This is a genomic window from Kineothrix sp. MB12-C1, from assembly GCF_030863805.1.
Classification (GTDB): domain Bacteria; phylum Bacillota; class Clostridia; order Lachnospirales; family Lachnospiraceae; genus Kineothrix.
Window position 1 is genome coordinate 373,951 of sequence record NZ_CP132957.1, and the last position, 26,553, is coordinate 400,503.

The window sequence follows — 26,553 nt, forward strand, 5'->3', positions numbered from 1 at the left end:
TCACCAGCTTTCTAGCATGAATTATATATGAATTCATTTACCCTTTCTTTAAACCCCACTACCCTCTTTTGCGATAAGGGTAGTTCTTCACCATTATCCATCTGTATTCTATATCTCGTAATCTTACTAACTTTTCCAACATTTATGAGAAAACCTCTGCAATTTGTTTCGAATCCTAACGGCTTCATTCTCTCCTCTAGTTCCTTCATTGTCTCAGAATATATATATTTTTGATTGTTCGTAACTATCTCTATCTTCTTTTGTGTCTTTATATATTGAAAATATACAATTTCTTCCACCGGTAAAACTAATAATTCTTTCTTGACTTCAATTTCACCGGATATATATTTCACGTTTTTGAATTCTATATGAAGACGCTGTATCTTATCCTCACTTGCTATAGATTCCTTTATTTGCTCTTCCAATAAATCTGTTTGTATAGGCTTTTCCAAAAAAGCAAAAGCATGAGATCTATTTAAAGCTTCCTGGCAATACCACTTGAAACTTGATTGAAATATAATCTTTGTATAACTATTCTTTTCATAAATAAGCCGCCCAATCTCTATTCCATTTTCTCCGTCTATCCTAATGTCCAAAAATACTAAATCAAATATCCTGGATGCCCTCACCAGCTTCTCGCCGGAATCATACTCCTCAATATTATACGGAATAAGAAGCTTATCCATTATGCCTTGCACTGCTAACTTCAACTGTCTTAGTTCCGACATATTACTATCACAAATCGCTACATATACCATACTTCATCCCCCTTGTACATGCTCCTTTCTTAACGACAAAAAAACTATTAAAAAAAATATTTTCTAATAGTTTTCAATCATATATTCCTCATATTTCCCCCCTCCACATGCAACTATTATCATAAAATAATTGAAATGGCTTGTATTCCCTTCTTTTACATATCTTACATGCATAATATACACAATTTTGAGCTTTTATTCCATTGTCTATGTTGTCATTTTTTGCTCTTTATTGTACATTAATTTCCAAACACAAATGACAGGAATACTCACATTAAAATACTTTTCTTCTTGTATCAAAATATGATAGAATTAGCCATTTAAATTATTCTGGTATTAAAAAAACAACATGCCCATCTCATATACGAAAAGAACATGTTGTTTTATAGTGTTTCATAATATTTTACGTTGCTATTCTTACGGGAATTATCTCTTATTATCTATTCATTTCCCCTACAGCATAAGCCGATATATTGCTTCCACATCCTTCTGGCCCAACTTCACGAATCCCTCAATGCTTCCTGTATTGACATCCCCAAAACATGCAATATGAGCCATTTTCTCGATATCTTCTTCTTTTGCACCTAGTTCTGCAAAATTCTTCGGCATACCGATTGATATTAAGAAATTACGCAATGCTTCGATTCCAGCTTTCGCGGTTCGCCCCGGATGCTCAAAATCCATCTCACATCCCCATACACGAACTGCCACCTTGGCAAACCGCATAATATCATGATGCATGTTGTAGGTAAATACTGCCGGCATAACTACTGCCAGACCTGCACCATGGGCACAGTCATATAATGCGGATAACTCGTGCTCAATCACATGACTCGTCCAATCCTGTGTACGCCCTACTCCACAGGAATTGTTATGAGCCATCATGGCCGCCCACATAATATTTGCCCGCGCTTCATAATTGTTCGCATCTTCCATGATCCGTGTTCCTTCTTGAATCATTGTCAGTAACAACGCCTCAATCATGCGATCCGTCACTTCTACTTCTTTTGTATTGGTCAAATACCGTTCGTACAAATGTGCCATAATATCTGTAATTCCACATGCCGTCTGATACGGCGGCAACGTTTTCGCAAGTTCAGGATTCATAACTGTAAATTTCGGACGCAACGCCTCTCCCGATGCACCGCGCTTGAACATTCCATTTTCGTTTGTAATAACCGAATCTGCAGAACCTTCGCTTCCGGCCGCAGAAATGGTCAGAACGGTACCAAGAGGCAATGCTTCTTCTACAGCCTTTCCCTGATAATAATCCCAGAAGTCCCCATCGTAAACGGCTCCTGCTGCAATTGCTTTTGCCGAATCGATGGCACTGCCGCCTCCGACTGCCAGAATAAAATCGACTCCTTCTTTTTTACATAGTTCGATTCCCTCATATACCAGCCCACTTCTTGGATTTGGCTTCGCCCCACCTAATTCCACATATGAGATTTCTTCTTTAGAAAGAGATGTTTTCACTCTGTCCAAAAGTCCGCTTCGAATGACAGAGCCGCCGCCATAATGGATAAGAACTTTCTTTCCACCGAAACGTTTCACATATTTTCCTGTTTCATTTTCTGTCTCTTTGCCAAACGCAAAATAAGTTGGTGCATAAAATGTAAAATTATCCATAACACTACCTTCTTTCTTTTTTCTAAATTATAAGAGTATTACAGCATCTATACAAGGAGGCACTTTTATTTCCCCTTATCAATACTCCATATAATTTATTCTTCGCCGGAACACTGTGCATTTGTCAATTCGAATTTATCCCCGATATTCCTGCATCCCCAATCGCACATCATCTCAACAATAGGTATTAGAGTCTTTCCCTTCTCCGTCGCGGAATATTCTACTTGCGCCGGTACGGTCTCATAGACCTTTCTGATAATGATTCCATCCTCCTCCAATTCTCTAAGTTGGATGGTCAATGTCTTTTTATTTGCATGTTCCAAAAAACGTAAGATCTCATTATACCGTTTCGGTCCTTCCTCCAATAAATAATGCAAAATAAGAAGCTTCCACTTTCCTCCGATAATTTTCAAGGTAACTTCCATCTCACAGGAAACTTGTATTTTCTCCCCCATCGCTTTCTCTCCTTTAAAATCTCTCTACTGCCTCCGTTACTTTTAATAGCTTACCACAAATCTTTGTACTTTTCATCGCTTCCAGTACCAATGGGCCTTTTCCATTTAGTATTTCTATATAGGTCAGGGTATCTTGTATCGTTATTATCCCGATATCCTCCGGCTTAACCCCTTCCAGATTGGATATGACCCCGACAAAATTCGTTGCTCTCAGTTTCTTTTTCTTTCCGCCGTTAAAGCGTAATTTCATTATCCCCTTGTTTAATCTGTCGCTTTTCATTTTTTTAATTTGAGGCTTCCTATTTATCTTTTTATTAAAAGCAGGCTTCTGAACAGATACCTCCTCTTCGGCAGGTACCGTTCTTTCCTGAATTTCAAACCCAATCAGCTCTTCAATGTCGTGCAAATATTTGGCTTGTGTCGGAACTACAAAGGAAATGGCTTTTCCTTTTTGCCCTGCACGCCCCGTTCTTCCTGTTCTATGGACATAGTTCTCCTCGTCCAAAGGAATATCCAAATTAATAACAAGAGAGATATCCTCTATATCTATACCTCTTGCAGCTACATCTGTAGCTATTAAATAGCGGTATTCTCCCCTTTTAAAGCGTTTCATCGCCGATAAACGTTCGGGTTGTTCCATGCCGCCATGAATTTTAATGCAAGGATAGGATAAGTCATTCAGGTAATCACATACTATATCCACCCGTTCCTTTGTACTGCAAAAGATGATACAACTATCCGGATTTTCTATAATCGTGACATCGATCAATAGTTTGAATTTATCCTCTTCCTTCGTCATATAAAGAAAATGATTGATATCACTTGTCATGATGTCGTCCTCACTGACATCTATATTGACAGGACCTTCCATATATTTTGATGATATATCTTTCACTTCATCGGACATAGTAGCGGAGAATAACATTGTCATCCGTTCCTTGGGCAGTTCTTCCATAATTGTTTCCACTTGCTCAACGAACCCCATATCGAGCATTCTATCCGCTTCATCGATTACTAAGCAGTTAATTTTATTTAAGGGTAATGTTCCTTTCTTTATATGGTCCATCACGCGCCCCGGTGTACCGACTACTACATGTGTTTTCTGCTTCAGTTCTCCTTTTTCAATAGAAAAAGGATGTCCTCCATAGATTGCGGTTGCTTTTATCCGTTTAAACCTGCCTATGTTAATAAAATTTTCCTTAACCTGAACCGCAAGTTCTCTTGTTGGAGTCAAAATAAGCGCTTGTGGTTTATTTTCGAGCCATTCAATTAATTCACATATCGGAATTGCATATGCGGCCGTCTTTCCGCTGCCTGTCTGTGCTTTGACGATAAGATCTCTTTTCTCCAAAGCAGATGGAATCACTCTAGCCTGAACTTCCGTCGGTATCTCATATCCAAGTCCATCGAGTGCCTTTACAATATCCTCGCTGATTCTATCATTATAAAAACTGTTAACATCCATATTAAAACCTCTCGTTCTTTTGTTATGCGTTTGCTATTATAACATAATATTGCTAAAATATTATAGATTTGGTATTATGTAATTCACAAGAATATTTCAATCTGCCAGCTTTCCAGAGGCTTCGGATCATAGATCGAATATAGATTTAAGAAAGTGAAAATAAGAATGAACAATCAAGAACAAAAGCATCAACGCCGTCCCAGATATAAAGGTACTCATCCAAAGGCTTTCAAAGATAAATATAAAGAATTACAGCCCGAACTATATGCCGATGCTGTAGAAAAGGTAATCCAAAAAGGCAATACCCCTGCCGGTATGCATCGTTCCATCTGCGTACAAGAAATAATGGATTTCTTGCAAATTACCCCCGGACAAATCGGTCTGGATGCAACCTTAGGTTATGGAGGTCATACTTTAGAAATGCTTAAATGCTTGGATTCAAAGGGGCACTTGTATGCTACTGATGTAGATTCCATTGAATTACCCCGAACGAAAGAACGCTTGGAAAGCTTAGGCTATGGACCGGAAATTCTAACAATTAAGCAAACAAATTATTCCAATATAGACCAAATTATTTCTACATCAGGTCCCTTAAATTTTATATTGGCAGATTTGGGTGTCTCTTCCATGCAAATAGACAATCCCGAAAGGGGGTTTTCCTTTAAAACAGAAGGACCACTTGACTTACGGCTCGACCCGTCTAAAGGTATCTCCGCCGCGGAGCGCCTTAAAACAATCTCACAAGATGAATTACACAGTATGTTATTAGAAAATTCAGACGAGCCTCATGCTGCTGAAATCGCCCGCGCGATTACTTTAGCGATTAAAAAAGGAACAGACATCACAACGACAAGTCAGCTCCAGCAAATAATACAAGATGCTCTGAAGTTCATTCCGGAAAAAGATAGGAAGAACGAAATTAAAAAATCCTGCCAAAGATCCTTTCAAGCACTGAGAATCGATGTTAATAACGAGTTTGAAATGCTATATGAATTCTTAGAAAAGCTTCCTGCTGCTGTGGCTGAAGGCGGGCGCGTCGCTATCCTTACCTTTCATTCCGGTGAAGACCGCCTCGTTAAGAAATCTTTCCAGCGCTTCTATCGTGAAGGTATTTATAGGGAAATATCTCCAAAAGCCATTAGGCCATCCGCTATTGAATGTAATTCTAACAGCCGCGCCAAGTGTGCGAAGTTACGCTGGGCAATAAAAGCTTAATCTGCCTTTTGCGCTATCATATGTTTACCCTTACAGCGCTGTACCCTTTGTAGGTGCAAACAACCGAGACATGTCGACACCTTCCAATTCGAGCAACTTCACTTTTGTTTTTAGTCCTCCGGCATAGCCTGTCAAACTGCCATTCGCTCCCACAACCCGATGACAGGGGATGATAATAGAGATAGGGTTATGTCCAACAGCTCCGCCCACCGCTTGGCTTGACATCGTTTCTTTATTCATTTCTGCCGCTATCTTTTTCGCGATATCGCCATATGTGATTGTCCCGCCATATGGTATTTCACATAAAATATTCCATACGCTTTTCCGGAATTCACTACCAATAGGAGCCAGAGGTAATTCGGAAATGGCAGGTTTCTTACCTGCAAAATATCTGTTCAACCATTCTGTTGCCGCATCAAATACCGGCATATCGTCCTTTTCGATCATTTCTGCGGATATGGAAGCGCCATGATATTTCTGCCCTTCATTCCATACACCGATAAGATCGTCTCCATCACATGCAAGTGTAATTAAACCTACGGGTGACGGATAAGTTGTCCTATAATACATGGGAAACCTCCTTGCATTCTTTCTTTTTATAACGTATTCCACAGATTAATGGTAGCGTAACTGCGCCATGGATGCCACACATTTGACATTTCCAGAAGTTCTTTTGATGTCAGAGGATAGAGTGCCTTTTTTACACCGGCGTCCGTCTCGAGAAAAGCATCCGGCCACTCCATAGTACGCATGGCTATATATTGTGCCGTCCAACTTCCGATACCCCGGATTGTCATCAGCTTTTTTATTTCTTCTTCCGGTCGAGCCGGGAGCTCGAAATCAATTTCTTTTTGTACGATTGCCCTTGCCAACTCATAGATTGTTTTTGAACGCGTTGTAATGATCCCCAATGGACCGAAATGATTTTCAATAGGACCGTCCAAAGCCAATATATCTTCAGGAGAAGGAAAGACATGGGTCAGACCCGGAATCTTCGTTTGAACAGGCGTACCATAAGTATCCACAATTCTTGCGGTCAATGTACTTGCTGCCTTAACCGTAATTTGCTGCCCGAGCACCGCCCTCACCACCATCTCAAATGCATTAAAACAGCCCGGCAAACGAGTCCCTAAAACACAAAGTCCCGGTCGTATTTCATTCATTACCCGCAGTGTCTCATACACTGCTTCCGGATCACAATATAAGTCAAACATATGCCTTACCCGAGCTAATACTTGCGGTAAGACAGGCAGTAACGTCTCACTTACTGTTACGCTCAAAGCATTCTTATGAGGTCTGTGTCCTACCCTCATCCAACCATAGACATGCTTTCCTTCCGAAGTTACTAAATGTACCGTTCTCATATATGTGTCGTCTTGCACTATATCAATCCCCGGAATTGCACGTCCGGCAAAGAAGTGAAGCATTTCTTCCCAGGGATAAGGCGGTCGATAGCCTAATGCTAAAGTCACATCACCGGTATTCTTTTGTTCCTCCAAAGTACGTTTCCGCAAAGCTGTAGGAGAAAGATTATACTGTTTCTTAAAAAGATCGTTGAATCGGCGCAGACTTCCAAATCCAGCAGCCATCGCAACTTCAATGACCGGTAAGTCAGTATCCGTAAGTAGATTTTTCGCAAGAAGTAACCGGCATGTTTGCAGATATTGCACCGGTGTCACATTGTATTCTGCTGTAAAAACACGCCGTAAATGTCTATCGGTGCAACCAAGCCGTCCGGAAAGCTCGTCCAGACTTTGTCCGCTCCCGCAATTTTCTTCCAGCATTCTTGCTGCCCGGTAAACCAAATTAGGGGTAGCATCAACTATGGAAGAACCCGGGGCAAGTTCCGGTCTGCACAAAAGGCATGGACGATATCCGGCTTGCTCGGCTTCCGCTGCCGTATGATAAAAAGTACAATTCTCAGCTTTAGGTTGTTTTGCCCGGCACACCGGGCGGCAATAGATTCCCGTAGACGATATCCCTACAAAAAAACGTCCATCAAAGCGCGTATCTTTTGCCACAAATGCCGCATATAGCCCGCTTTTATTCTCTAGCATTACTTCACCTCCTACTTGTTCTCAATGTAATTATATCATATTTGTCGAGAATAACTGGCTGTTTTCGGACATGGTTTTTTGATTATCTCCATGTAATCGGATAATCTAAATATTGAGGCAGCTTGGTCTTTCGATTACCTTTCGCCGAATTTATTTGTCCTTGTGACAAATAAACTGCATCTCTTAAATCCGCATTGCTGAAATCTGCGTCACGCGTATCCGCCCCTAAAAAAATCGTTCCATCAAACACACAATTATTAAAATTTGCGGCAATTAATAACTTTGTGCTTAAGTCCAATCCTCTCATATCTTTATTCTTAAAGTTTCTTCCCAGAAAATCGGACGGACATTTCTTATTTTCACAGCCCAAGCTCTTTTGCAGCAAATTACAAACCTGCTTTAAAAGAACATTTACTCTACTTCTGTAACCTTCTACATCGAATATTATAATATCTTGGGGCTTGGAACTACATATCAGTTCATTTTCTTCCAACAGGGCTTCGATATCATTTTTCAATACCTGTGCCGGAAAAATCACTATAGACTCTAATAGAAAGTAACGTATTTGATATAGTTGAAAAACCACTATAAATACATCGAATATTTCTTTTGCCTGCTCCGGTACACTCTGCCACGTTTGCCCGGAATAAATGGATTGTGTTACTTGCTGCCCTGCGCCAAAGCAATCATATCCAATGCATCCTTTCATGTTTCTTTTTTCAAGTTCTCCATGGATCTTGCATCGGAAATCCTTTTGAAGATTCATACAAGGCTTCCCTGCTGCTTTATTTTCCGGAAATCCATCCATTTCAGAGAAAAACAATGCTGTACAACACAATCCACTACATTTTGAACAATCCGATTTCAACGATTGTAATAACATCGTATTTTCATTATGTATTTTCATCCTATATCTGCTCCTATCATTTGCCGTTAAATTTCTACTTAATGTACTGGATTTCACTTACTGCATATCGGTCCATTGCAATAGTGCAACCTGTAGGTTGTGTATAGACCTCCGTAAATTCCTGACTATAAACTTTAATATCATAATATCATATTAAGTCAAAAAATAAACTGAATTTTTCAATAGTAATGTTAGTATATTGTGTGTCAAAAATTTGAAAATCATCGTAGTAGAAAAAATCACCAGAAACCTTCTAAAAGATTTCTGGCGATTTCAAACACGCTCTAATGCACGATGGTAATTATTTTCTCCTTCGGGGATATTTTGCCGCTTACTACTTCCGGTAATACAGATAGGTAGTCGTTTGTATTTGTTACAACTATCATTACCGTTGAATCGTAGCCGGCTTCTTGAATTGCTTTGTTATCAAATTTTACCAACAAATCCCCAGGTGCTACTTTCTGATCCACCTTGCAAATCGCATCAAAATATTGCCCTTCCAACTTAACGGTGTTCACGCCGATATGAATTAAGATCTCTACTCCATGCTCATCTATTATCCCAATTGCGTGTCCGGTATGAAATACCGTTGTGATGATACCCGACACAGGCGAAACAATTTCTCCTTTCATCGGTACGATTGCAATACCTTCCCCCAGTAGTTTCTCTGCAAATGTTTGATCGGAAACGGTACTTAATTCTTGTACGGTACCTTCTACCGGACTATAGATAGCACTGGGAACGTCCCTTCTTGGCAAAACTGTATCCGTTTTATCCTCATTCATGGTATCGTCTTTATACCCAATAAAACATAATACAGATCACCCAGCAGGCTCTGCTTACGAAGTACCGCAAAACTACCCAGCACTCCACTGATCAGTCCCAGAAGCGTTGAACCCAAGGCAACTGTTCGAAATGTATAGTCTGAAAATAACATCATCAAGCTGCTCATATCACATCACGCTCCTTAAGAGTAATCTTGAACTGCGATAGGTCTTCTTTAAATTTTCCTCATGGAATACCTCTTGCACTGGTCCACTGGCAACCACGCACAAGTTAATCAAAGTCACCCAGTCAAAATAATCGGGTACCGTCTGCAGATCATGATGAACGACTACGACGGTCTTTCCTTGTTCCTTTAAGTCTTTCAGCAATGCAACAATTGCCCGTTCCGTCTTAGCGTCTACCCCTTTGAAAGGTTCATCCATAAAATAGACTTCAGCCTCCTGTGCCAACGCACGGGCAATAAATACCCTCTGCTGCTGGCCGCCGGATAACTGGCTGATTTGCCGGTTGGCGCAATCCTGCATCCCGACCTTTGCCAGCGCTTGTTTCGTCAGTTCCATATCCGCTTTACGGGGGCGCCGAACCCAGCCCAGTTTACCGTAGCAGCCCATCAACACCACATCCTGCACTGTGGCCGGAAAATCCCAGTCCACACTGCCGCTCTGAGGTACATAGCCAATTCGGTTTTTTAGGGTGTGGATATCACCTATTCCATCAAGAAACCGGACTTCCCCGGTGACTGGCTTAAGTAACCCCAGCATAGCCTTAATCAAAGTTGTTTTACCAGCCCCGTTGGGACCGACTACCGCCATCAACTGTCCCTTGGGTATTTTCAGGTCAATGTCCCAAAGAACAGGCTTAGCATCATAGGCAACGGTGAGATCTTCCACCTCCACCGCGTAGTTTTGTTGTTTCCTCATATGCTTCCCTCCCCTCACTTTAATGCATCTACAATGGTATCAATATTGGCTTTGACAGTCAGGATGTAAGTATCGGCTCCGGAATCTGCATCCCCTAAGGAATCGGAGAAAAGTTCTCCACCGATAGCGACATCGAAACCTTTTGCTTTGACCGCCGCCTGCAACGCTTCGATAGTCTTAGGCGGTACGGAGGATTCCACAAAGATAGCTTTGATTTGCCGTTCCACAATAAAATTCGCCAGATTACTTACGTCGGCTGTTCCCGCTTCTGCATCGGTACTGATACCCTGAAGGCCCCGCACTTCAAAGCCATATGCCTTACCGAAATACTGGAATGCATCGTGTGCCGTAACCAGTACACGCTGTTCTTCCGATAGTTCTGCCACCCGGTTACGGATGTATGTATCCGTTTCATCCAGTTCTTTCAAGTAAGTTTCCAGATTCGCTTCATAGTCCGATTTTCCTTCCGGGTCTGCTTCGGATAATCCGTCCGTCACGGTCTGTGCCGCTTCTTTCCACAGGGAGACATCAAACCAAATGTGTGGATCGTAGGCGGAACTATCGTCTTCCGAGGCCAGAAGCTTGGATTCGTCTAAGCCTTCTTCAATACAAATGACAGTCGATCCCTGACCGGATAGGTTTTCAAATATTTCACCCATTTTACCTTCCAGATGCAGGCCATTGTACACAACTACATCCGCCTTCTGCATTAGGGAAACATCTCCCGCACTGGCCTGATAGAGGAGAGGATCAATACCAGGACCCATCAAGCCATCCACCGTAACCCGTTCGCCGCCGATTGCCGTGGATAAATCAGCTAGCATAGTAGTGGTTGCTACAACATTTACCTTCTCTTCTTTCGTGGAATCCATATTAGCTACCGGCGCCGTACAGCCCACAAGCAGTAAAGATAAACTCAGGAATGTACAAAATAATGTTTTGATTTTATGATTCATAAGTAACCTCCTAAATAATGTATTTGGTGTTATAACCCCTCCGTCTGGTCCACATAGATTTGACAAGCGGCTTTATAACTGATTTGAACACGCTTGCCATCCAGGTCAAGCGTAAGCGGCCCTTCATATTCCCCAACTTCAATAATGCGAACAGCGTTTCCAATTGCAACCTCGATCTCCTGCGGATAATTCAGAAACTGATCCAGCCGCGCCGTCAGCCGCCGAGGCGTAATATGCTCTAAAAGCTCCGCGTCTTCATGAGCTTCACTCCATGAATATCCAAGATGACGCATAAGGATAATCTTCTCCATTTGCAATTTTAAAATATATCTTTTAGGTATGCCTAAATATGTTTATATTATATGCCTAAACATCAGAAATTGCAACCAACTTTTAAAAATGATTAAACATGATGCTCGTTCGTTAAGCGCGGGAAACACCGTTTACCATGACTAATTTATGAGTTCACGTCATAAAGTGTTACATATGCATAGTATAAAAAATGAAATAGAGGACGAACATTTATGAACAAGCCTACAGAGAATGAATTCCATACCATTCGTGGATATCAACTAAAACAGCAAAATGAGAGCGGGCTTACGCCTGCTCTGGAAGATTATCTCGAAATGACATACCGGTTATGTGTGGAAGAAAAATATACGCGTATTAACAAACTTTCCAAAAGTCTGCATGTCAGTCCGCCCGCTGCATCAAAGATGGTTTCCAAGCTTGTGGAATTTGGGTTTTTAGAATATGACAGCCTTGAATGTATCCGGCTGACTAAAGAAGGAAAATGTGCTGGTGCATATCTGCTGGAACGCCATTATATCATGGAGAGTTTTTTTTCTTTGCTTGGAAGTGAAACTCCCCTAAAGGAAACAGAATTGGTCGAGCATATGCTATGTCGGTCTACCGTGCTTAAAATTCAGGCACTAGTGGATTTTTTTAACCAGAATACAGATCTTCATCAGCAGTTTCATTCATTCATTGATTCCTATAATTTCTCCAAAATCTAAAATATAATCTTTGTCTCAATCTTCTTCATAATCTGTATCCCATAGACAAATAAATTATGATATAAGTTTCCTTTATAAAATGGACAGAATAAAACCTCCAAATTGACTTGGAGGTTTTATTCTACTCACTTAATTTCATTCAGTTTACACTCTTCTCACGCCATACTGTACATCGAGTCTTTCTCATGAGCTAAGCTTTATTACTCATTAAATATTTTGATGTCCTTAAACATTCTATGCATTTTATGCTCATCAAACGGCAGATATTCTGCTATCGTAAATCCAACAACATTGGCGTTCTCAGTTATACACTTCAGTATACCGGAAAGCTTCTCCATCTTCATCCTTCCACTGCCACTACCATCTCCAACCAACTCTTTGTTCGCAAAATAGGTGGAATGAAATAAATTTGCATCCAATACATCAATATCAAGATGAACCAATATATGGTCAAAACGTCACAGGAAATTCTTGATTTCATCATCAGATATAAATTCCTTTGTCTGCACGCTGTAATCTACACCCATATCTTTTAAAAACTTCTCCTGGTAACTATCCGATATACGTTGCAACTCAGGACTCTGCCACTCCCTAAAACCGCGAACCCACAGCATATGTACCCAAAGGGCAAAGGACAACGGCAATAAGATTGGTGATTCAGAACGCCCCGGCCAATTGGAATTTGTCACATACACAACCTACCAAACATTCTTGTGTATTCTTTCAGTTATAAGGTATTCTTTTTGCTCCACGCATGAAGCATTTACACTCGCTTTTCCCACAGCTATAAAACACGGCATAAGGTAATCCTCCGGGAAATTTAATACTTTTCTTGCTATTATCAATTGGTACTATTTCCATCACTATAAGAGCCTACTTTAGCATTCTCTGCGATAAGTTCTACATCTCATGCTGCTTTTCTTTGATCTTAGCACCGTATTCATACTCTCTTTCCGCATATAGAAAACAATCATAACAAAATATTATAAACATATCCTCTGAATTTTACACATACTTATTCCCTTAATATTTTCTGCATTGCTTTACCTTTCGCTAACTCATCTATTAATTTATCTAAATATCGGATTTGCCGCATTAAATCATCTTCTATTTCTTCCACTCGATATCCACAGATAACCCCTTTGATGAGTAAAGCATTCGGGTTAATATGAGGTGCCTGTTTAAAGAATGTTTCTAAATCTGTTTCTTTAGTTATTTGCTGTTGTAATGAATGCTCATCATAACCGGTAAGCCAAAAAATGATTTCATCTACTTCTTTTTTTGTCCTCCCTTTCTTCTCTGCTTTTTGGATATAAAGTGGATAAATACTTGAAAAAGGCATTTTAAAAATACGTGATTTTTCCATATCGAAACGCTCCTTTGCTATAAAATTGAACATCATGCTCATTCTTTCTATTCTTTTGACTGCAAGAAATCATCTTAAGTTGATCTCCAACACTAACTTCGTTATAGCTTTATTGTGTACCCGTATTATTCGTATGATTCATTATACCATTTTTGCGGATTCCCCGGAACCCGCATTTTTAGACTTATCATTTTCAGGAAATGGTTTTATATAGCATGGTGTATAGATTACTTTCTTATCCATTTGAATACCTCCTTAATTATATTTATTCAATCGGTGAATCTGCAGTTTTGTTCTTTTATATACAATTAACCCTCGTGGCTTAATGCAAGCAACGAGGGTCATCTTGAAAATTACATTATCTCACTGTCTCACAGTAAGAACTAATTCTCTTAACTTTATAACTGGGGACCTGCAGAAACTAATGCCTTACCTGCCTCATTCCCTTCATATTTCACAAAATTCTTCACAAAACGCTGTGCCAGATCTTTGGCCTTGGTATCCCACTCGGAAGCATTTGCATAGGTGTCGCGAGGATCAAGAATCTTGGAATCCACTCCCGGCAATTCTGTCGGAATATCGAAATTAAAGTACGGTAACTTCTTGATCGGTGCATTTGCAATGGCACCGTCCAAAATTGCATCGATGATACCACGTGTGTCACGGATAGAGATACGCTTCCCTGAACCATTCCAGCCGGTGTTGACAAGATATGCCTTCGCACCGCTTTCCTGCATTTTCTTAACGAGCTCCTCCGCATACTTAGTCGGATGAAGTTCCAGAAATGCCTGACCGAAACAAGCGGAAAATGTAGGTGTAGGCTCTGTGATTCCGCGCTCTGTACCGGCGAGTTTCGCTGTGAATCCGGACAAGAAGTAATACTGAGTCTGTTCCGGAGTTAAAACGGATACCGGAGGAAGAACACCGAATGCATCTGCCGATAGGAAGATAACATCTTTTGCTGCCGGAGCTGCTGAAACCGGCTGAACAATATTCTTAATGTGGTCAATCGGATAAGATACACGAGTATTCTCAGTCACGCTCTTGTCATTGAAATCAATCTTACCGTCCGCATCAAGCGTAACATTCTCCAGAAGAGCGTCTCGCTTAATCGCATTGTAAATGTCCGGCTCTGATTCCTTATCGAGGTCAATCACTTTAGCATAACATCCGCCTTCAAAGTTGAATACGCCCTTGTCATCCCAGCCATGCTCGTCATCTCCGATGAGAAGACGTTTCGGATCTGTCGATAATGTAGTTTTACCTGTTCCGGAAAGTCCGAAGAAAATCGCGGTATTCTCACCGTTCAAATCAGTATTTGCAGAACAATGCATAGAAGCAATACCCTTCAGCGGCAAATAGTAGTTCATCATAGAGAACATCCCCTTCTTCATCTCACCGCCGTACCAAGTATTTACGATAACCTGTTCACGAGTTGTTATGTTGAACAATACACCCGTCTCAGAATTCAGACCCAGTTCTTTGAAATTCTCTACTTTTGCCTTAGAAGCGTTATATACAATAAAATCGGGTTTAAAATCTTCCAATTCCTCAGCGGTAGGCTTAATAAACATGTTCGTAACGAAATGAGCCTGCCATGCAACCTCAACAATGAAACGAATCGCCATGCGGGTATCCTTATTAGCGCCGCAAAATGCATCTACAACAAAAAGTCTTTTATTAGAAAGCTCATTCAGAGCGATCTCTTTCACAGTGTCCCATGCTTCCTGGCTAGCCGGGTGATTATCGTTCTTATACTCGTCAGAGGTCCACCATACGGTATCCTTGGAATTCTCGTCCATGACAATGAACTTATCCTTAGGCGAACGTCCCGTATAAATACCTGTCATAACATTTACTGCACCAAGCTCGCTTACCTGACCCCTTTCAAAGCCCTCCAAACTTGGTTTTGTCTCTTCCTCAAATAACATCTCATAAGAAGGATTTCGAACAATTTCTGTAACCCCGGTGATGCCATATTGGCTTAAATCAATACTTGCCATCCTTTACCAACCTCTCTTTCATTTTTATTATGTCCAATTTATTGTCTCACTTTTTACATAAGCTGTCAACAAACGGGCGAGATTGAGTTTCCGCAACCTTCCATAAGACCATACATCGACTTGCCTCTTTAATGCTGGTGGGCGGAAAATCAGATGATTTTCCGCCCACCAGCAAGTGTAAAGTATTATATTATTCTACCAACTGAAGGATTTTATCATCTCCGGGGCTCGGAATCCCCCTGCCGTCCAAGTTGCTGGTAGTAAGATATATGGAATCATCCCTCGCATGATAGGCTTCCCTTAATCGTCCGTAACGGCCCTGCAATAACCGTTCCATATTAACCACTTGTGTCCCTAATTCGTCAAAGGTAATTGCCAAGAGTGCACTCCCCCTGAGTGTCGATACAAGCAACTGACCCGTTCTGGGGCCTGAGGCTACAAAAGCTATTCCCGCAGGGGCCCAGGTATTATTTCCACTTTGTATGACCGGCTTAATAAAATCATATCCCTGCATTTCCTCATCACCTATAACTAAGGGCCAGCCATAATTACCACCCGGTTGTACGATATTAATTTCATCATGGGCTGTTTCCCCATGATCCGAGGCATATAATATCCCCCTATCATTCCAAGCCAAACCCTGAGGATTCCTGAATCCTAAAGCATAAACCGGCGAACCATTGAAAGGGTTATCAGGAGGAATACTTCCATCTGTTCCAATTCTTAGAATCTTACCTGCCAGACTGTTTATATCCTGTGCAAGATAACGTTCTTCAGCATCCCCGGTAGTTATATACAGGTAACCATCGGGTCCGATTTTTATCCTTCCCCCGTTATGGAACTGACCTGCCGGAATTCGATCCAAAATAATTTCCTCTCCGGATGCTGTATTGTCCTGGATATGCATACGTACCACACGGCTATAAAGTCCTCCGTTCTCCTGATAGGTATACATAAGATAAATATATCCGTTTGAAAGAAAATCTTTATCCAAAGCAAGCCCCATAAGTCCGCCTTCTCCCATACTGACAAAAGGAGGTTCGAATGTATACACCGGCTCCGGATTTAATGTCCCGTTTTCTATGACACGCAGGTTTCCGTTGCGCTCCGTAAAAAACAGCCTGCCGTCTTCACTGATATCTACTGCCCAAGGTATATGGAGGTTTTCTGCAATCGCCCGAAATTCAAATGAATTATTCCGGGAGTTAAGTACACCTAACCGGGTATAATCCTCCTCGTTTAATGTGATAAGACTTCCGCTAATCATGGCTTCTTCCTTAAACTCTTTACCGGCATTGCCACCGTATCTTTCCTACCACTATATGTAGGAAAGTATGATTATGTGTGCGGTATGTTCTATAGACGTTTTCTCGATTGCCTTGCCCAAGAAAGGTGGAAACGAACAACAGGTGCTCCTTTTTCGAGAAATTCACCTTGCAATTCCTGTTGGGCATCCGTAACAAAATATACTTAACACCCATACTTCATTTATAATATAAGTTCTATACACTTGCCAAACTGGAATCGGCTATTTCAAGTTTGTATAAACCGGTTGCCATATCTAAAATAAATCCGTTTCTTTCAAGAAGCTTTATTGAATCCGTATTTTCAGGAACAGGATCAGCAACAATTTGTACAGGTTCCTCAAGTGAGATGATTAGCTGACACAGTTGTTGAACAATCATACTTCCCATACCTTTTTTAAGAAAAACTTCTTCTCCAATCAGATAATCAATGGCAAAAGTGCCTGGCGGCTCATTATCCCATTCAAAGCCCTCTGGTGTTTGGGAACAATTATAATATTGACAAAATCCAACCGGCGTGTTCTCATATGTAACAATGTAATGACTTAACCAGCCGAAATCACCATTGTCATTTCGAATTTCCGTCAACCATTCTTGCGGCTCACCATACCATTTTTTTATATATTTCTTATTCAGCCACACTTCTAATATAAAAAAATCATCTTTATTTACCGGACGAAGGCAAAACATATTCTCATCAATCCACTTCCTCATATATTTAGTTCTCCTATAAGTAACCAGTTCATATTACAAATACTTTTCTATAATTACTTTGTTCAATAATACACTTATTCCATTCACTTAATTTCTTTCTATTCTGATAGACATCTTGTCAAATATCCCCTGCATTTCCAAGGATAATATTTTTAAATTCGAAAGGGTTATTAATCCAAAACCGAACCTCTTTCTCTTAAAAAAGGGGTCATATCTAAGTTCACTATCATTCCTTCCTGCCTATAATTCATGATATATAGGTTTCATCTTCTCAAAAGTACAAAACGTTCTATATCCCATGCTTTTCAATTCTTCTTTCACTTCATCTATATGGTCTGCCAAATGTTCTGTTTCGTGTGTATCCGAACCAAGTGTTATGATGGTTCCGCCAAGTTCAAAATAACGTTTTAAAATTCTTCTGGAAGGCATTAAATCTTTTAAACCATACTTAAAACTTGACGTGTTAATTTCTATTCCTTTTTCATCTTCAATAGCAAGCCTTAGTATGGGATCAACGTATTCCATAATTTTCTCATCCGGAAAGTCACCCATTTTATCATATCGCTTAATCATATCCAGATGCCCCAGCACAGAATAGGACTTAAAGTTTTTCATTACGTCATAAATTGCCTTGTAATAATCCTCCTGATATTCTTGCTGTTTTTTTCCTCCTTGATAAGCATAATTCCAAAATTCCTTATTATCAATCTGATGATTACTCAATATAATAAAATCAAATGGATATTTTTCGCAGTCTCGCTGGAACTGATTGATTGTTTGAATCTGCACACCAAATTCAATCCCACACTTTATAGAAATCTGTCCTGCATATTTCTCACTTAGTTTTCTCACTTCTTCAAAGTATGCTTCATAATCGCAGTTTAAATCTGTTTTTACACCATAATCCACATGCTCTGTAAATGCAATTTCATCCAACTTAAGCTGTAACGCCCTATGAACCATATCTTCCATAGGGCATTCTGAATCATCACTATAATAGGTGTGTACATGGTAGTCTGCTCTATATTTTTTTAACATTTCCATAATTTCGCCTCCTTTTCTACCGCAGTCTTCTTTCTTCTAAATCTTCAATTGTAATCTCTCTGTCTTTAAAATGACATTTCTCATCGTTTTACCTAAAATAAATATCTGCAATCTTTGCTCGGCGCAGTATAATATTGCTAAAATATTCATCTTTTCTTATGATAAAGGTCTGCCTGATGACAGTATAGTTTTTCTATCCCATTGCCTTCTGAAAATTCCACTAATTCAGAAGACAGATTTTGCAGATATCCCACACCTCACATACTCTCATGGGCAGGAAAATATAATTTTTTTATATATAATTAGTTCTTCTATGTCCATCTAATACTCTTCTACATACACACGCTGATCGTATGGTAACCAGTGGGGAAATAATGGACTTATGTTTTATTCAAGGTATAAACTGCGTAAAAGTTCAGCGTCCTTCTCCGTTATACTAAGCCCTTCCCTTATGTATCCTTCAAAATCACCATAGATCTCTTTCGCCGTATAATACATCGTTTCCAGATAGCTTTCATGAACGGAAAGCAGACGTCTCATACCTTCCAGTTGCTCACTGTTGAATCCTTTTTCTATCTCGATTGCTTCCAATATCAAATTATTCGCAGCCTCTCTGGACTTGTTAGTTTGCAGATAATCTTCAAAAATATCATCTTTGTCAGCGCCAAGAATAGTCAAGACAATCGCTGCACCAATCCCTGTCCGGTCCTTTCCGGCAAAGCAGTGAAAAATTGTCGACCCTTGCGTAATCTCATTTAACTTAATAATAAAATCATGGTATCCCTGACGAGAACCTGAATCCAACGTAATTCCCTTATAAATGTCCTGCATTCCACGGTCAGCGAGGGTAATATTTAAATCTGCACTGATATTATCCAAGCTTGTCTTATTTTCCTTGATTGATTTCATAATGTCGATATGACAATACTCCACACCAGAAATGGTAACATCCGGTCTTAACCCGACTTCTTTTTTATCCCTGAAATCTACTATCATCTTCAATTGATGGTCTCGGATCAGACTGTTGATATCTTCCTTGCCAACCTCCACCAATTCGCCGGAACGAAACAATCTGTTCCTCCTTATGGTACCATATGCTGTTTTCAGCCCTCCCAGTTCTCTGAAGTTCACTAAACCTGACATCTGTACTCCTCCTTTGTTCCTCACTTATAAATAAATTTATTCTTTATATACATCTCAGCCTTTGATCTTTTCCGCACCTTCTGGTCCCTTTTATCCACTTTTCGTTGTAACAGGACTATGGATTCTACATTCCTATAGACGGACGTTTTATACTACATGACAGAAGTAAACTGATGGATTTTTAGGCGTGGTAAAATTTTACCCCTGACACCTCTCTTCTTCATGTGTTCAATTGTAGAATCGAGGTTTGGGGTCTGAAAAACAAAAGATTGATGCCCAGTTGGTTCTACATTACACTTTTTGCAATCCCATATACAAATCATAGGTCCATTTTTTAAAAATCCAAGATAAACACCATTTGTATTATCACCATCTGTTTTGGTAATCGGTATTTCTAATATTTGTGTATAAAATTCAATAAGCTCTTCTGCTTTTTCGGAGAAAATATTGGTACAGTAATATCCTGTTATCATTATCTCACTTCCCTCAAATTCCGATTTGTATTCCGATATAACTGGAAATTTATGTTTCATTGGTACTACCGATTTCAAGTAGATTTCCCTCAGGGTCGGCGACATAAAAGTTGCGAATACCAAAAGGATAGGTGATGGGTTCGCCTGTAGGAAATTGTAGACCCAGCTTTGATAGCCGCTCATATTCCATATCCACATCAGCAAAACTGGGTAACCAAAGGGCAATTTCAAACGTCTGATTGATTCCTTTTGGTGGAATATAACTTTCCCCAATTGCCTTCACGAACTCTTTCCTACTATACATAAATAGGGATAACACACCGCTTGCAGTCTCAAACTCTGCGAAATCCCCACCAGTCCACTCCGTATAAAAGCCTAAGGTATCTCTGTAGAACCGAACCATACTGTCTATATCGTCAACTAATAGACCCGTACCTATCCTTACATCTTTTCCGTTCAAAATCATCATCTCCTTTATATAAGAAAGTTAATTTGCAAATTCTTTAGGTTAGAATCGATGATGGTGTAAACGAGAAAGCAGTTTTTGTTTGCCAGCAACTGCCCTTTCGTTTACATCATTTTCTATTTGACCTAATTGAACAAAGTGAGCGTCCGAATAGCCATAACCTATGGTCTTTCAATTCTTTGCTCCTACCCATGATTATACTGGATTTTTCAACAAGTGCAAGATATTATCTGACATAACTGCTATAAATGGCATGACAATAAAACCTCAGAAACTGGGGCTTGTAAAAAGTATGGATAGCACATGCTAGCTGCGAAGTGGACCTTTTCGCTGTGGGGCACCAAGATGACCACCGCATGTTTTACAGATGTACCCCTCGAGACTGGACATGGTATAATAAACTAGACACTTAGATAAGAGAATTCTGTGAAAGGTGGATGGTTTATGGCAAGAAGAAAGTTTGATAGAAATTTCAAATTAGCAGCGGTAAAGCTTGTTGTTCATGATGAGATGCCCGTTTCTGAAGTAGCTATGCAACTGGACATTCATTATAATAGTTTATATCGTTGGATTCGTGAATACGAAGAGTATGGAGAAAGTGCGTTCCCATGGGTGCGCACTTTTTAATTATCAGTATGAAATTAATAAATTAAAGAGTGAAAATAAGCATTTACAGGAGGAACTTGAATGGTTAAAAAAGTTCCGGGCCTTCTTGAAGAAAAAGAATGTGTGAGATTCCAGTTTTTAAAGGATCATCAGGAACAATACAACATCAAGAGGGCCTGTAAAACACTCCATATATCCCGTTCTGGATTTTATGAATATTTAAAGCGTAAAGAATCTGATCGTGCCATTGAAAACAAAATACTTAGTCAGGAAATTAAACACGTATTTGAAGAACATAAAGAAAGATACGGCTGTTTACGAATTTCAAAGGCTTTGGAAAATGAGGGTTTAAAGATTAATCATAAACGAGTCCAGAAACTTATGCGTTCCATAGGCTTATATGCCAAGGGAACCCGGTATCGATATAAGCATTTGTTCCAACGAAAAAAGGTGTTTTATATCTGGCAGTCTTTTTAGATATATTTTCTCGAAAGATTACAGGCTGGTCCATGGGAAGAAACATGAAAGATACTCTCGTAATGGAGGCTTTCATGCAGGGATATGGCCGGGAACTTCCGGAAGATGAATTAATTGTTCATACTGATCAAGGCTCACAATATACAAGCGGTAATTTCAGAAGGCTATTGAAACAACATAAAGCCATCCATAGTAATAGCCGAAAAGGGAATCCTTATGATAATGCAATGATGGAGTCTTTCTATCGTACCTTAAAAAGAGAGCTTATTCTGGATGCCAGATTTGAAACACCAGAACAAGCTCAAATGGAAATTTTTAAATATATTGAACTATACTATAATACGAAGCGCATGCATTCTGCACTGGGCTATATTTCTCCCGTGCAATTTGAGCAAGAAAACTCATAAAATCAACTTAACTTTGTGTCTAGAAAATGTTGACAAGTACAAGACTTTAATTATTTCATCTGTCTACTATATGGGGAGCATATCATTTACTGGGCTTTCTTCTCTAGCAACAACACCGTCTCCACATGCCCCGAACAGGAAGCAATTTTCAAAGCGGTTAATCATCCCGCTTCTGCGGGGAACACTTGTAGAGAAATCTGCATAGGGGCTCTTTTTTAGGTTCACTCCCGCCTACGCGGGGAACACTTGCTCTTCCGAATCCTCATGCTTCTCCTTCTGGGATCACTCCCGCCTACGCGGGGAACACGCTCACTGTGGTTTATCTTATTGATCTGCCACAGGATCACTCCCGCCTACGCGGGGAACACAGCGTAAAGACCATGCTGAGAAAGGCTGGTGTAGGATCACTCCCGCCTACGCGGGGAACACTCTAATACTGCCCGTAGTAATAGTTCAAATTCAGGATCACTCCCGCCTACGCGGGGAACACAGAAGACTGCTCCATGGAATTCATGTTTTTCCAGGATCACTCCCGCCTACGCGGGGAACACTTAATGCGAGACAGTATTCCTTTTCAGGGGGGTAGGATCACTCCCGCCTACGCGGGGAACACTGCCATTTGCGCAGATAGCAGAGTTAAGGTATAGGATCACTCCCGCCTACGCGGGGAACACAAGTTCCAATCAACATTGCCGGCAGAAGTATTAGGATCACTCCCGCCTACGCGGGGAACACTCTATCTCTGGAGCCTTAAAGTTTAATATTTCAGGATCACTCCCGCCTACGCGGGGAACACGCCGTCTGGATTAAAACGTATTTTCCTGAGCTGGGATCACTCCCGCCTACGCGGGGAACACCCTTCCTCATCCGGATGAAGTCTTGTGGAGTCAGGATCACTCCCGCCTACGCGGGGAACACTCTTAGTTAAATCTCAGTTTATTTTAGAACCCAGGATCACTCCCGCCTACGCGGAGAACACTTAAAGCAAACATCAAATTCCCTCACTTCCCCAGGATCACTCCCGCCTACGCGGGGAACACTTCTGCACCATATAAAACGGGGACTAAAGCATAGGATCACTCCCGCCTACGCGGGGAACACCGAGCCAAGTGACGACTTATTAGAAATCAATGAGGATCACTCCCGCCTACGCGGGGAACACTGACCGGAATGAGATTTGGCCGGCTATCTGTCGGGATCACTCCCGCCTACGCGGGGAACACTACTATTAATGCGGACGGTACAATCCTTACATAGGATCACTCCCGCCTACGCGGGGAACACGTTGTAATCCGACGGGAATGTTAGTCCTAGGGAGGATCACTCCCGCCTACGCGGGGAACACGGCGATAGGCATTGACTATAAATTGTTTTGGCAGGATCACTCCCGCCTACGCGGGGAACACAGTTAACAACCTCGTAAAATCGAATTTAAGCCAGGATCACTCCCGCCTACGCGGGGAACACCAGACCTTGCATTGGTATCCGAAACCTCTACTAGGATCACTCCCGCCTACGCGGGGAACACTCCATATCCAATAGTCCAGATTCCGGCCGGGCAGGATCACTCCCGCCTACGCGGGGAACACTCATTCGGATGGTTGATTCTCCACGCCGGGAAGGGATCACTCCCGCCTACGCGGGGAACACCAATTGATGATGTGCCGAAGTTGTGGAGAGCTGGGATCACTCCCGCCTACGCGGGGAACACACAATAGCCATAAACTCAAACTCGGCGGATTTGGGATCACTCCCGCCTACGCGGGGAACACGAAGGTAGTGCAATGGATGCCGAAGCATCCGCAGGATCACTCCCGCCTACGCGGGGAACACATCCCGTAGCCGGTACAATACAGCGACTCTCCAGGATCACTCCCGCCTACGCGGGGAACACTGCTTGCCATTGATAACCCCCGCATCAGTCATAGGATCACTCCCGCCTACGCGGGGAACACACTTCGGAGCTTGCTCGGAATGCGAATGCTCTGGGATCACTCCCGCCTACGCGGGGAACACTCTACTTTTGCCGATTCCAAACCGACAATCTGAGGATCACTCCCGCCTACGCGGGGAACACTGTCCGGGATAAGTTACAGGCGATAAGGGATTAGGATCACTCCCGCCTACGCGGGGAACACCCTTTTTGATAGACAACAAACATCCCCTTGCCGGGATCACTCCCGCCTACGCGGGGAACACTATACAGTCCCCGACGGTTATGAAAAGTCCGTAGGATCACTCCCGCCTACGCGGGGAACACACTGGATATTTGACAATAAATTTACAGATTATAGGATCACTCCCGCCTACGCGGGGAACACTCATAAATCCCAAGTAGTTCTCCGACCTTACCGGGATCACTCCCGCCTACGCGGGGAACACCCACTGGTTGCAGCGTGAAATCCAATGCCAACAGGATCACTCCCGCCTACGCGGGGAACACATGGCACTTTGGTGGGTAAACTCATGCCTCAGAGGATCACTCCCGCCTACGCGGGGAACACACTTAAAAATCCTTGATTTCTCGCCATTCACCTATCTTACAGTATCAAAAAATATTTAGTTTTACTGCTAATTCATATTCTGCCTTGACATCCACATAAGCTCGATGCAAACCTTCTGTACTTATATCGTATTTCTTTAAAACAGTACTTAGCTTATAATCCCGTAGCAGTTTCTGTTTCCTTTTCGCCTCTTGTAAAAGACATATCGTTTTATTCGTCAATACCGCATTACCACTCTTTTTTAATTCGGCATTAAGAAAACTGATATCAAATTTCACATTATATCCTACTAGAATTGACCCTCCCACAAAGTCCAAGAATTCATCAAGCACGACAGCTATATTCTTACCGTCATTAGCAAGCATTTCATCCGTAATTCCCGTTAATTCAGATATTTCTCTTTGAAGTCCTTTCTCAACTTTTACCAACTCCTGAAAAACAATCATCTCATTGCCTTCCATTTTTACTGCAGCTATCTCAATAATCTGATCCTTTTCTGCATTAATACCGGTTGTTTCTACATCAATAACTACATAATTCTCACTCTTATTTTCGCTTATAACTTTTCTGCGTTGTCTGGCCCTTTTTATTTTTTCAAATTTAGCCGCATTGCTGAATCCCAACTGCTGCAGTGGCGTAGCGCTTAACTCTTTTGGCAAAAAAACCAGAGGTATACCATCGTAATAAATCACTTCTCTCTTTGTATTATGAACCATGAAATCATAACCTATTTCATTACGTTTAGCATAAGACATTGTTGCCTGTCCCTGTTTGATGTTATCAATAATTCGTTTCCACAACTCTTCTCTGATTCGTGTATTTATGTTCCCTACATAAACACCTGTAGATATCTCTTGCATCCATTTCGTCAAATCTCCTCTTAACGAACTGGGTACATTTGTCAATGTAACAACCGTCATAGGCATATCCCCAGCCCCCTTTTATGAAAATTCTTCGTACGAAACACCGTGCTCCACAAGACCCTCTTTATCATCCCACAGATTGATTAAATCTGCAATTACCTCTTGTTCTCCTTCCCCCATAAGTTTATACAGATCCCTCGTTATTTTCTCCATAATCTTGCCATCTACAAACGCATCACGTACTGCCAGCCGCGTTTCTCTTCCAATATTATTCACATCTAATTTTGATGCGATTTTAAAAGCAATAGGTATTGTAACATCTGCCTTATATAAATCTGCAATGTCGTAAACAAAAGATAAATCATGTCCCGTGTGAACAAATCCTAATCCAGGTGATAATCCAAGTGCTACAATCACACTGTACACCAAGCCATATAACGCTGTATGAGCCGCTGATAAAGCTTGATTAATTGGATTTCCGCCTGCAAAATCATTCGGATCATACTCTCTGCCTGTCCATGGAACCCCTGTTGCTTTTGATTCTTTCCTGTAGATGCTTCTCACTCTGGCGCCTTCCCGGCCCCGAAGCTGCTGCATGGTCAGATTTGAAACATCTTCATTTTCAAAACGTATTTGGTACATTTTCCGTGCTACCGATATCCTGGTTCTGACATTGGAGACTAATTCTGCTTGTTTTATCAGCAATTTGGTATTGTGAGACAAAGCCCGGCCATGCGCATAATTCCTGACGCCCCGTTCTCCAGTCCACACAACACTCGTCCCCGTATCTCCTATCAGCTCCATGGCCCTGTGTGTAACATCTGTTCCCGGTCCGAACAGCAATACTCCGACGATTGCAGCCGGAATACGTATAATACCCCGGCTGTCCGTCACTGTAATAGCGCCATCCTGTCTGTTAACCTTTGCATGTTCTACATATAAAAATGTTATTCTATCACCCACACGCGGAAGTGCCTGTAACTCCGGTTTTTTAATTCCTGATATCTCATCCATCTATC

General features: G+C 41.2%; 26 protein-coding genes, 1 pseudogene and 1 CRISPR repeat array. Of the genes and pseudogenes, 3 read left to right on the forward strand and 24 right to left on the reverse strand.

Going from position 1 to position 26,553, the window contains the following annotated elements; genetic code table 11:
* Positions 1 to 11: 11 nt before the first annotated feature.
* The 4 genes from RBB56_RS01845 to RBB56_RS01860 form a co-directional block, all read right to left on the reverse strand.
* Complete coding sequence (locus RBB56_RS01845) at positions 12 to 758, reverse strand: LytR/AlgR family response regulator transcription factor (RefSeq protein WP_306720712.1); 747 nt, start codon at positions 756 to 758, stop codon at positions 12 to 14.
* Positions 759 to 1,211: 453 nt separating this feature from the next.
* A complete protein-coding gene (locus tag RBB56_RS01850) occupies positions 1,212 to 2,387 on the reverse strand; it encodes an iron-containing alcohol dehydrogenase (protein WP_306720713.1) in 1,176 nt (391 codons plus the stop codon).
* Positions 2,388 to 2,482: 95 nt separating this feature from the next.
* The gene (locus RBB56_RS01855) at positions 2,483 to 2,842 is read right to left on the reverse strand and encodes a winged helix-turn-helix transcriptional regulator (RefSeq protein ID WP_306720714.1); all 360 of its coding nucleotides are present in this window, start codon (positions 2,840 to 2,842) and stop codon (positions 2,483 to 2,485) included.
* 13 nt (positions 2,843 to 2,855) lie between these two features.
* Positions 2,856 to 4,307, reverse strand: a complete 1,452-nt coding sequence (locus RBB56_RS01860; RefSeq protein ID WP_306720715.1) for a DEAD/DEAH box helicase — start codon at positions 4,305 to 4,307, stop codon at positions 2,856 to 2,858.
* Positions 4,308 to 4,472: 165 nt separating this feature from the next.
* Here RBB56_RS01860 and rsmH point away from each other — a divergent pair, with 165 nt between their 5' ends.
* Positions 4,473 to 5,522 (forward strand): 16S rRNA (cytosine(1402)-N(4))-methyltransferase RsmH, encoded by a 1,050-nt coding sequence (rsmH, locus tag RBB56_RS01865; protein ID WP_306720716.1) that lies wholly within the window; start codon positions 4,473 to 4,475, stop codon positions 5,520 to 5,522.
* A 30-nt stretch (positions 5,523 to 5,552) separates the two neighbouring features.
* On the opposite strand, the gene RBB56_RS01870 is transcribed toward rsmH, so the two are convergent.
* The 8 genes from RBB56_RS01870 to RBB56_RS01905 form a co-directional block, all read right to left on the reverse strand.
* A complete protein-coding gene (locus tag RBB56_RS01870; protein ID WP_306720717.1) occupies positions 5,553 to 6,092 on the reverse strand; it encodes a methylated-DNA--[protein]-cysteine S-methyltransferase in 540 nt (179 codons plus the stop codon).
* 26 nt (positions 6,093 to 6,118) lie between these two features.
* Positions 6,119 to 7,579, reverse strand: coding sequence for an AlkA N-terminal domain-containing protein (locus RBB56_RS01875; protein ID WP_306720718.1), 1,461 nt, complete (start codon positions 7,577 to 7,579; stop codon positions 6,119 to 6,121).
* Positions 7,580 to 7,661: 82 nt separating this feature from the next.
* On the reverse strand, positions 7,662 to 8,486 hold the full coding sequence (locus RBB56_RS01880) for a pentapeptide repeat-containing protein (protein WP_306720719.1): 825 nt from the start codon (positions 8,484 to 8,486) through the stop codon (positions 7,662 to 7,664).
* A gap of 284 nt (positions 8,487 to 8,770) precedes the next feature.
* On the reverse strand, positions 8,771 to 9,271 hold the full coding sequence (locus RBB56_RS01885) for a PTS sugar transporter subunit IIA (RefSeq protein WP_306720720.1): 501 nt from the start codon (positions 9,269 to 9,271) through the stop codon (positions 8,771 to 8,773).
* Positions 9,268 to 9,438 carry a metal ABC transporter permease gene (locus RBB56_RS01890; RefSeq protein ID WP_331526369.1) on the reverse strand — a complete coding sequence of 57 codons (171 nt, stop codon included), beginning with the start codon at positions 9,436 to 9,438 and terminating at the stop codon, positions 9,268 to 9,270. Before RBB56_RS01890 ends, RBB56_RS01885 begins: the two co-directional genes overlap by 4 nt.
* A 1-nt stretch (position 9,439) precedes the next feature.
* Complete coding sequence (locus RBB56_RS01895) at positions 9,440 to 10,192, reverse strand: metal ABC transporter ATP-binding protein (protein ID WP_306720721.1); 753 nt, start codon at positions 10,190 to 10,192, stop codon at positions 9,440 to 9,442.
* A gap of 14 nt (positions 10,193 to 10,206) precedes the next feature.
* Positions 10,207 to 11,148 (reverse strand): metal ABC transporter solute-binding protein, Zn/Mn family, encoded by a 942-nt coding sequence (locus RBB56_RS01900; protein WP_306720722.1) that lies wholly within the window; start codon positions 11,146 to 11,148, stop codon positions 10,207 to 10,209.
* 29 nt (positions 11,149 to 11,177) lie between these two features.
* Entirely contained in the window at positions 11,178 to 11,459 is a 282-nt protein-coding gene (locus RBB56_RS01905; protein WP_306720723.1) for a metal-dependent transcriptional regulator, read from the reverse strand.
* A gap of 213 nt (positions 11,460 to 11,672) precedes the next feature.
* On the opposite strand from RBB56_RS01905, the gene RBB56_RS01910 reads away from it, so the two are divergent.
* Positions 11,673 to 12,164 carry a metal-dependent transcriptional regulator gene (locus RBB56_RS01910; protein WP_306720724.1) on the forward strand — a complete coding sequence of 164 codons (492 nt, stop codon included), beginning with the start codon at positions 11,673 to 11,675 and terminating at the stop codon, positions 12,162 to 12,164.
* A gap of 200 nt (positions 12,165 to 12,364) precedes the next feature.
* Here the strand turns inward: RBB56_RS01910 and RBB56_RS01915 are convergent, their stop codons facing one another.
* The 10 genes from RBB56_RS01915 to RBB56_RS01960 all read right to left on the reverse strand — a co-directional run bounded on the left by RBB56_RS01915 (position 12,365) and on the right by RBB56_RS01960 (position 20,671).
* On the reverse strand, positions 12,365 to 12,607 hold the full coding sequence (locus tag RBB56_RS01915; protein ID WP_306720725.1) for a hypothetical protein: 243 nt from the start codon (positions 12,605 to 12,607) through the stop codon (positions 12,365 to 12,367).
* 15 nt (positions 12,608 to 12,622) lie between these two features.
* On the reverse strand, positions 12,623 to 12,853 hold the full coding sequence (locus RBB56_RS01920; protein WP_306720726.1) for a hypothetical protein: 231 nt from the start codon (positions 12,851 to 12,853) through the stop codon (positions 12,623 to 12,625).
* A 326-nt stretch (positions 12,854 to 13,179) separates the two neighbouring features.
* Positions 13,180 to 13,530, reverse strand: coding sequence for a DUF2200 domain-containing protein (locus RBB56_RS01925; protein WP_306720727.1), 351 nt, complete (start codon positions 13,528 to 13,530; stop codon positions 13,180 to 13,182).
* A 398-nt stretch (positions 13,531 to 13,928) separates the two neighbouring features.
* The gene (gene pckA, locus RBB56_RS01930; RefSeq protein ID WP_306720728.1) at positions 13,929 to 15,533 is read right to left on the reverse strand and encodes a phosphoenolpyruvate carboxykinase (ATP); all 1,605 of its coding nucleotides are present in this window, start codon (positions 15,531 to 15,533) and stop codon (positions 13,929 to 13,931) included.
* 190 nt (positions 15,534 to 15,723) lie between these two features.
* Positions 15,724 to 16,800, reverse strand: a complete 1,077-nt coding sequence (locus RBB56_RS01935) for a PQQ-dependent sugar dehydrogenase (RefSeq protein ID WP_306720729.1) — start codon at positions 16,798 to 16,800, stop codon at positions 15,724 to 15,726.
* Between the two features lie 235 nt (positions 16,801 to 17,035).
* Complete coding sequence (locus RBB56_RS01940) at positions 17,036 to 17,551, reverse strand: GNAT family N-acetyltransferase (protein WP_306720730.1); 516 nt, start codon at positions 17,549 to 17,551, stop codon at positions 17,036 to 17,038.
* 240 nt (positions 17,552 to 17,791) lie between these two features.
* Positions 17,792 to 18,595: a histidinol-phosphatase HisJ family protein gene (locus RBB56_RS01945; RefSeq protein WP_306720731.1), complete on the reverse strand. Its 804-nt coding sequence runs from the start codon at positions 18,593 to 18,595 to the stop codon at positions 17,792 to 17,794.
* A 387-nt stretch (positions 18,596 to 18,982) separates the two neighbouring features.
* Positions 18,983 to 19,738 carry a tyrosine-protein phosphatase gene (locus RBB56_RS01950; protein WP_306720732.1) on the reverse strand — a complete coding sequence of 252 codons (756 nt, stop codon included), beginning with the start codon at positions 19,736 to 19,738 and terminating at the stop codon, positions 18,983 to 18,985.
* 152 nt (positions 19,739 to 19,890) lie between these two features.
* On the reverse strand, positions 19,891 to 20,271 hold the full coding sequence (locus RBB56_RS01955; RefSeq protein WP_306720733.1) for a VOC family protein: 381 nt from the start codon (positions 20,269 to 20,271) through the stop codon (positions 19,891 to 19,893).
* Positions 20,261 to 20,671, reverse strand: coding sequence for a VOC family protein (locus RBB56_RS01960; protein WP_442905440.1), 411 nt, complete (start codon positions 20,669 to 20,671; stop codon positions 20,261 to 20,263). Before RBB56_RS01960 ends, RBB56_RS01955 begins: the two co-directional genes overlap by 11 nt.
* A gap of 450 nt (positions 20,672 to 21,121) precedes the next feature.
* On the opposite strand from RBB56_RS01960, the pseudogene RBB56_RS01965 reads away from it, so the two are divergent.
* Positions 21,122 to 22,167, forward strand: a pseudogene (locus tag RBB56_RS01965) (IS3 family transposase).
* A 218-nt stretch (positions 22,168 to 22,385) separates the two neighbouring features.
* Positions 22,386 to 24,671: direct repeats of the CRISPR family, unit length 28 nt; unit sequence GGATCACTCCCGCCTACGCGGGGAACAC.
* 44 nt (positions 24,672 to 24,715) lie between these two features.
* Here RBB56_RS01965 and cas2e read toward each other — a convergent pair.
* Positions 24,716 to 25,597, reverse strand: coding sequence for a type I-E CRISPR-associated endoribonuclease Cas2e (cas2e, locus tag RBB56_RS01970; RefSeq protein WP_306720735.1), 882 nt, complete (start codon positions 25,595 to 25,597; stop codon positions 24,716 to 24,718).
* Positions 25,598 to 25,612: 15 nt separating this feature from the next.
* Positions 25,613 to 26,548 carry a type I-E CRISPR-associated endonuclease Cas1e gene (gene cas1e / locus RBB56_RS01975; protein WP_306720736.1) on the reverse strand — a complete coding sequence of 312 codons (936 nt, stop codon included), beginning with the start codon at positions 26,546 to 26,548 and terminating at the stop codon, positions 25,613 to 25,615.
* Positions 26,549 to 26,553: the final 5 nt, after the last annotated feature.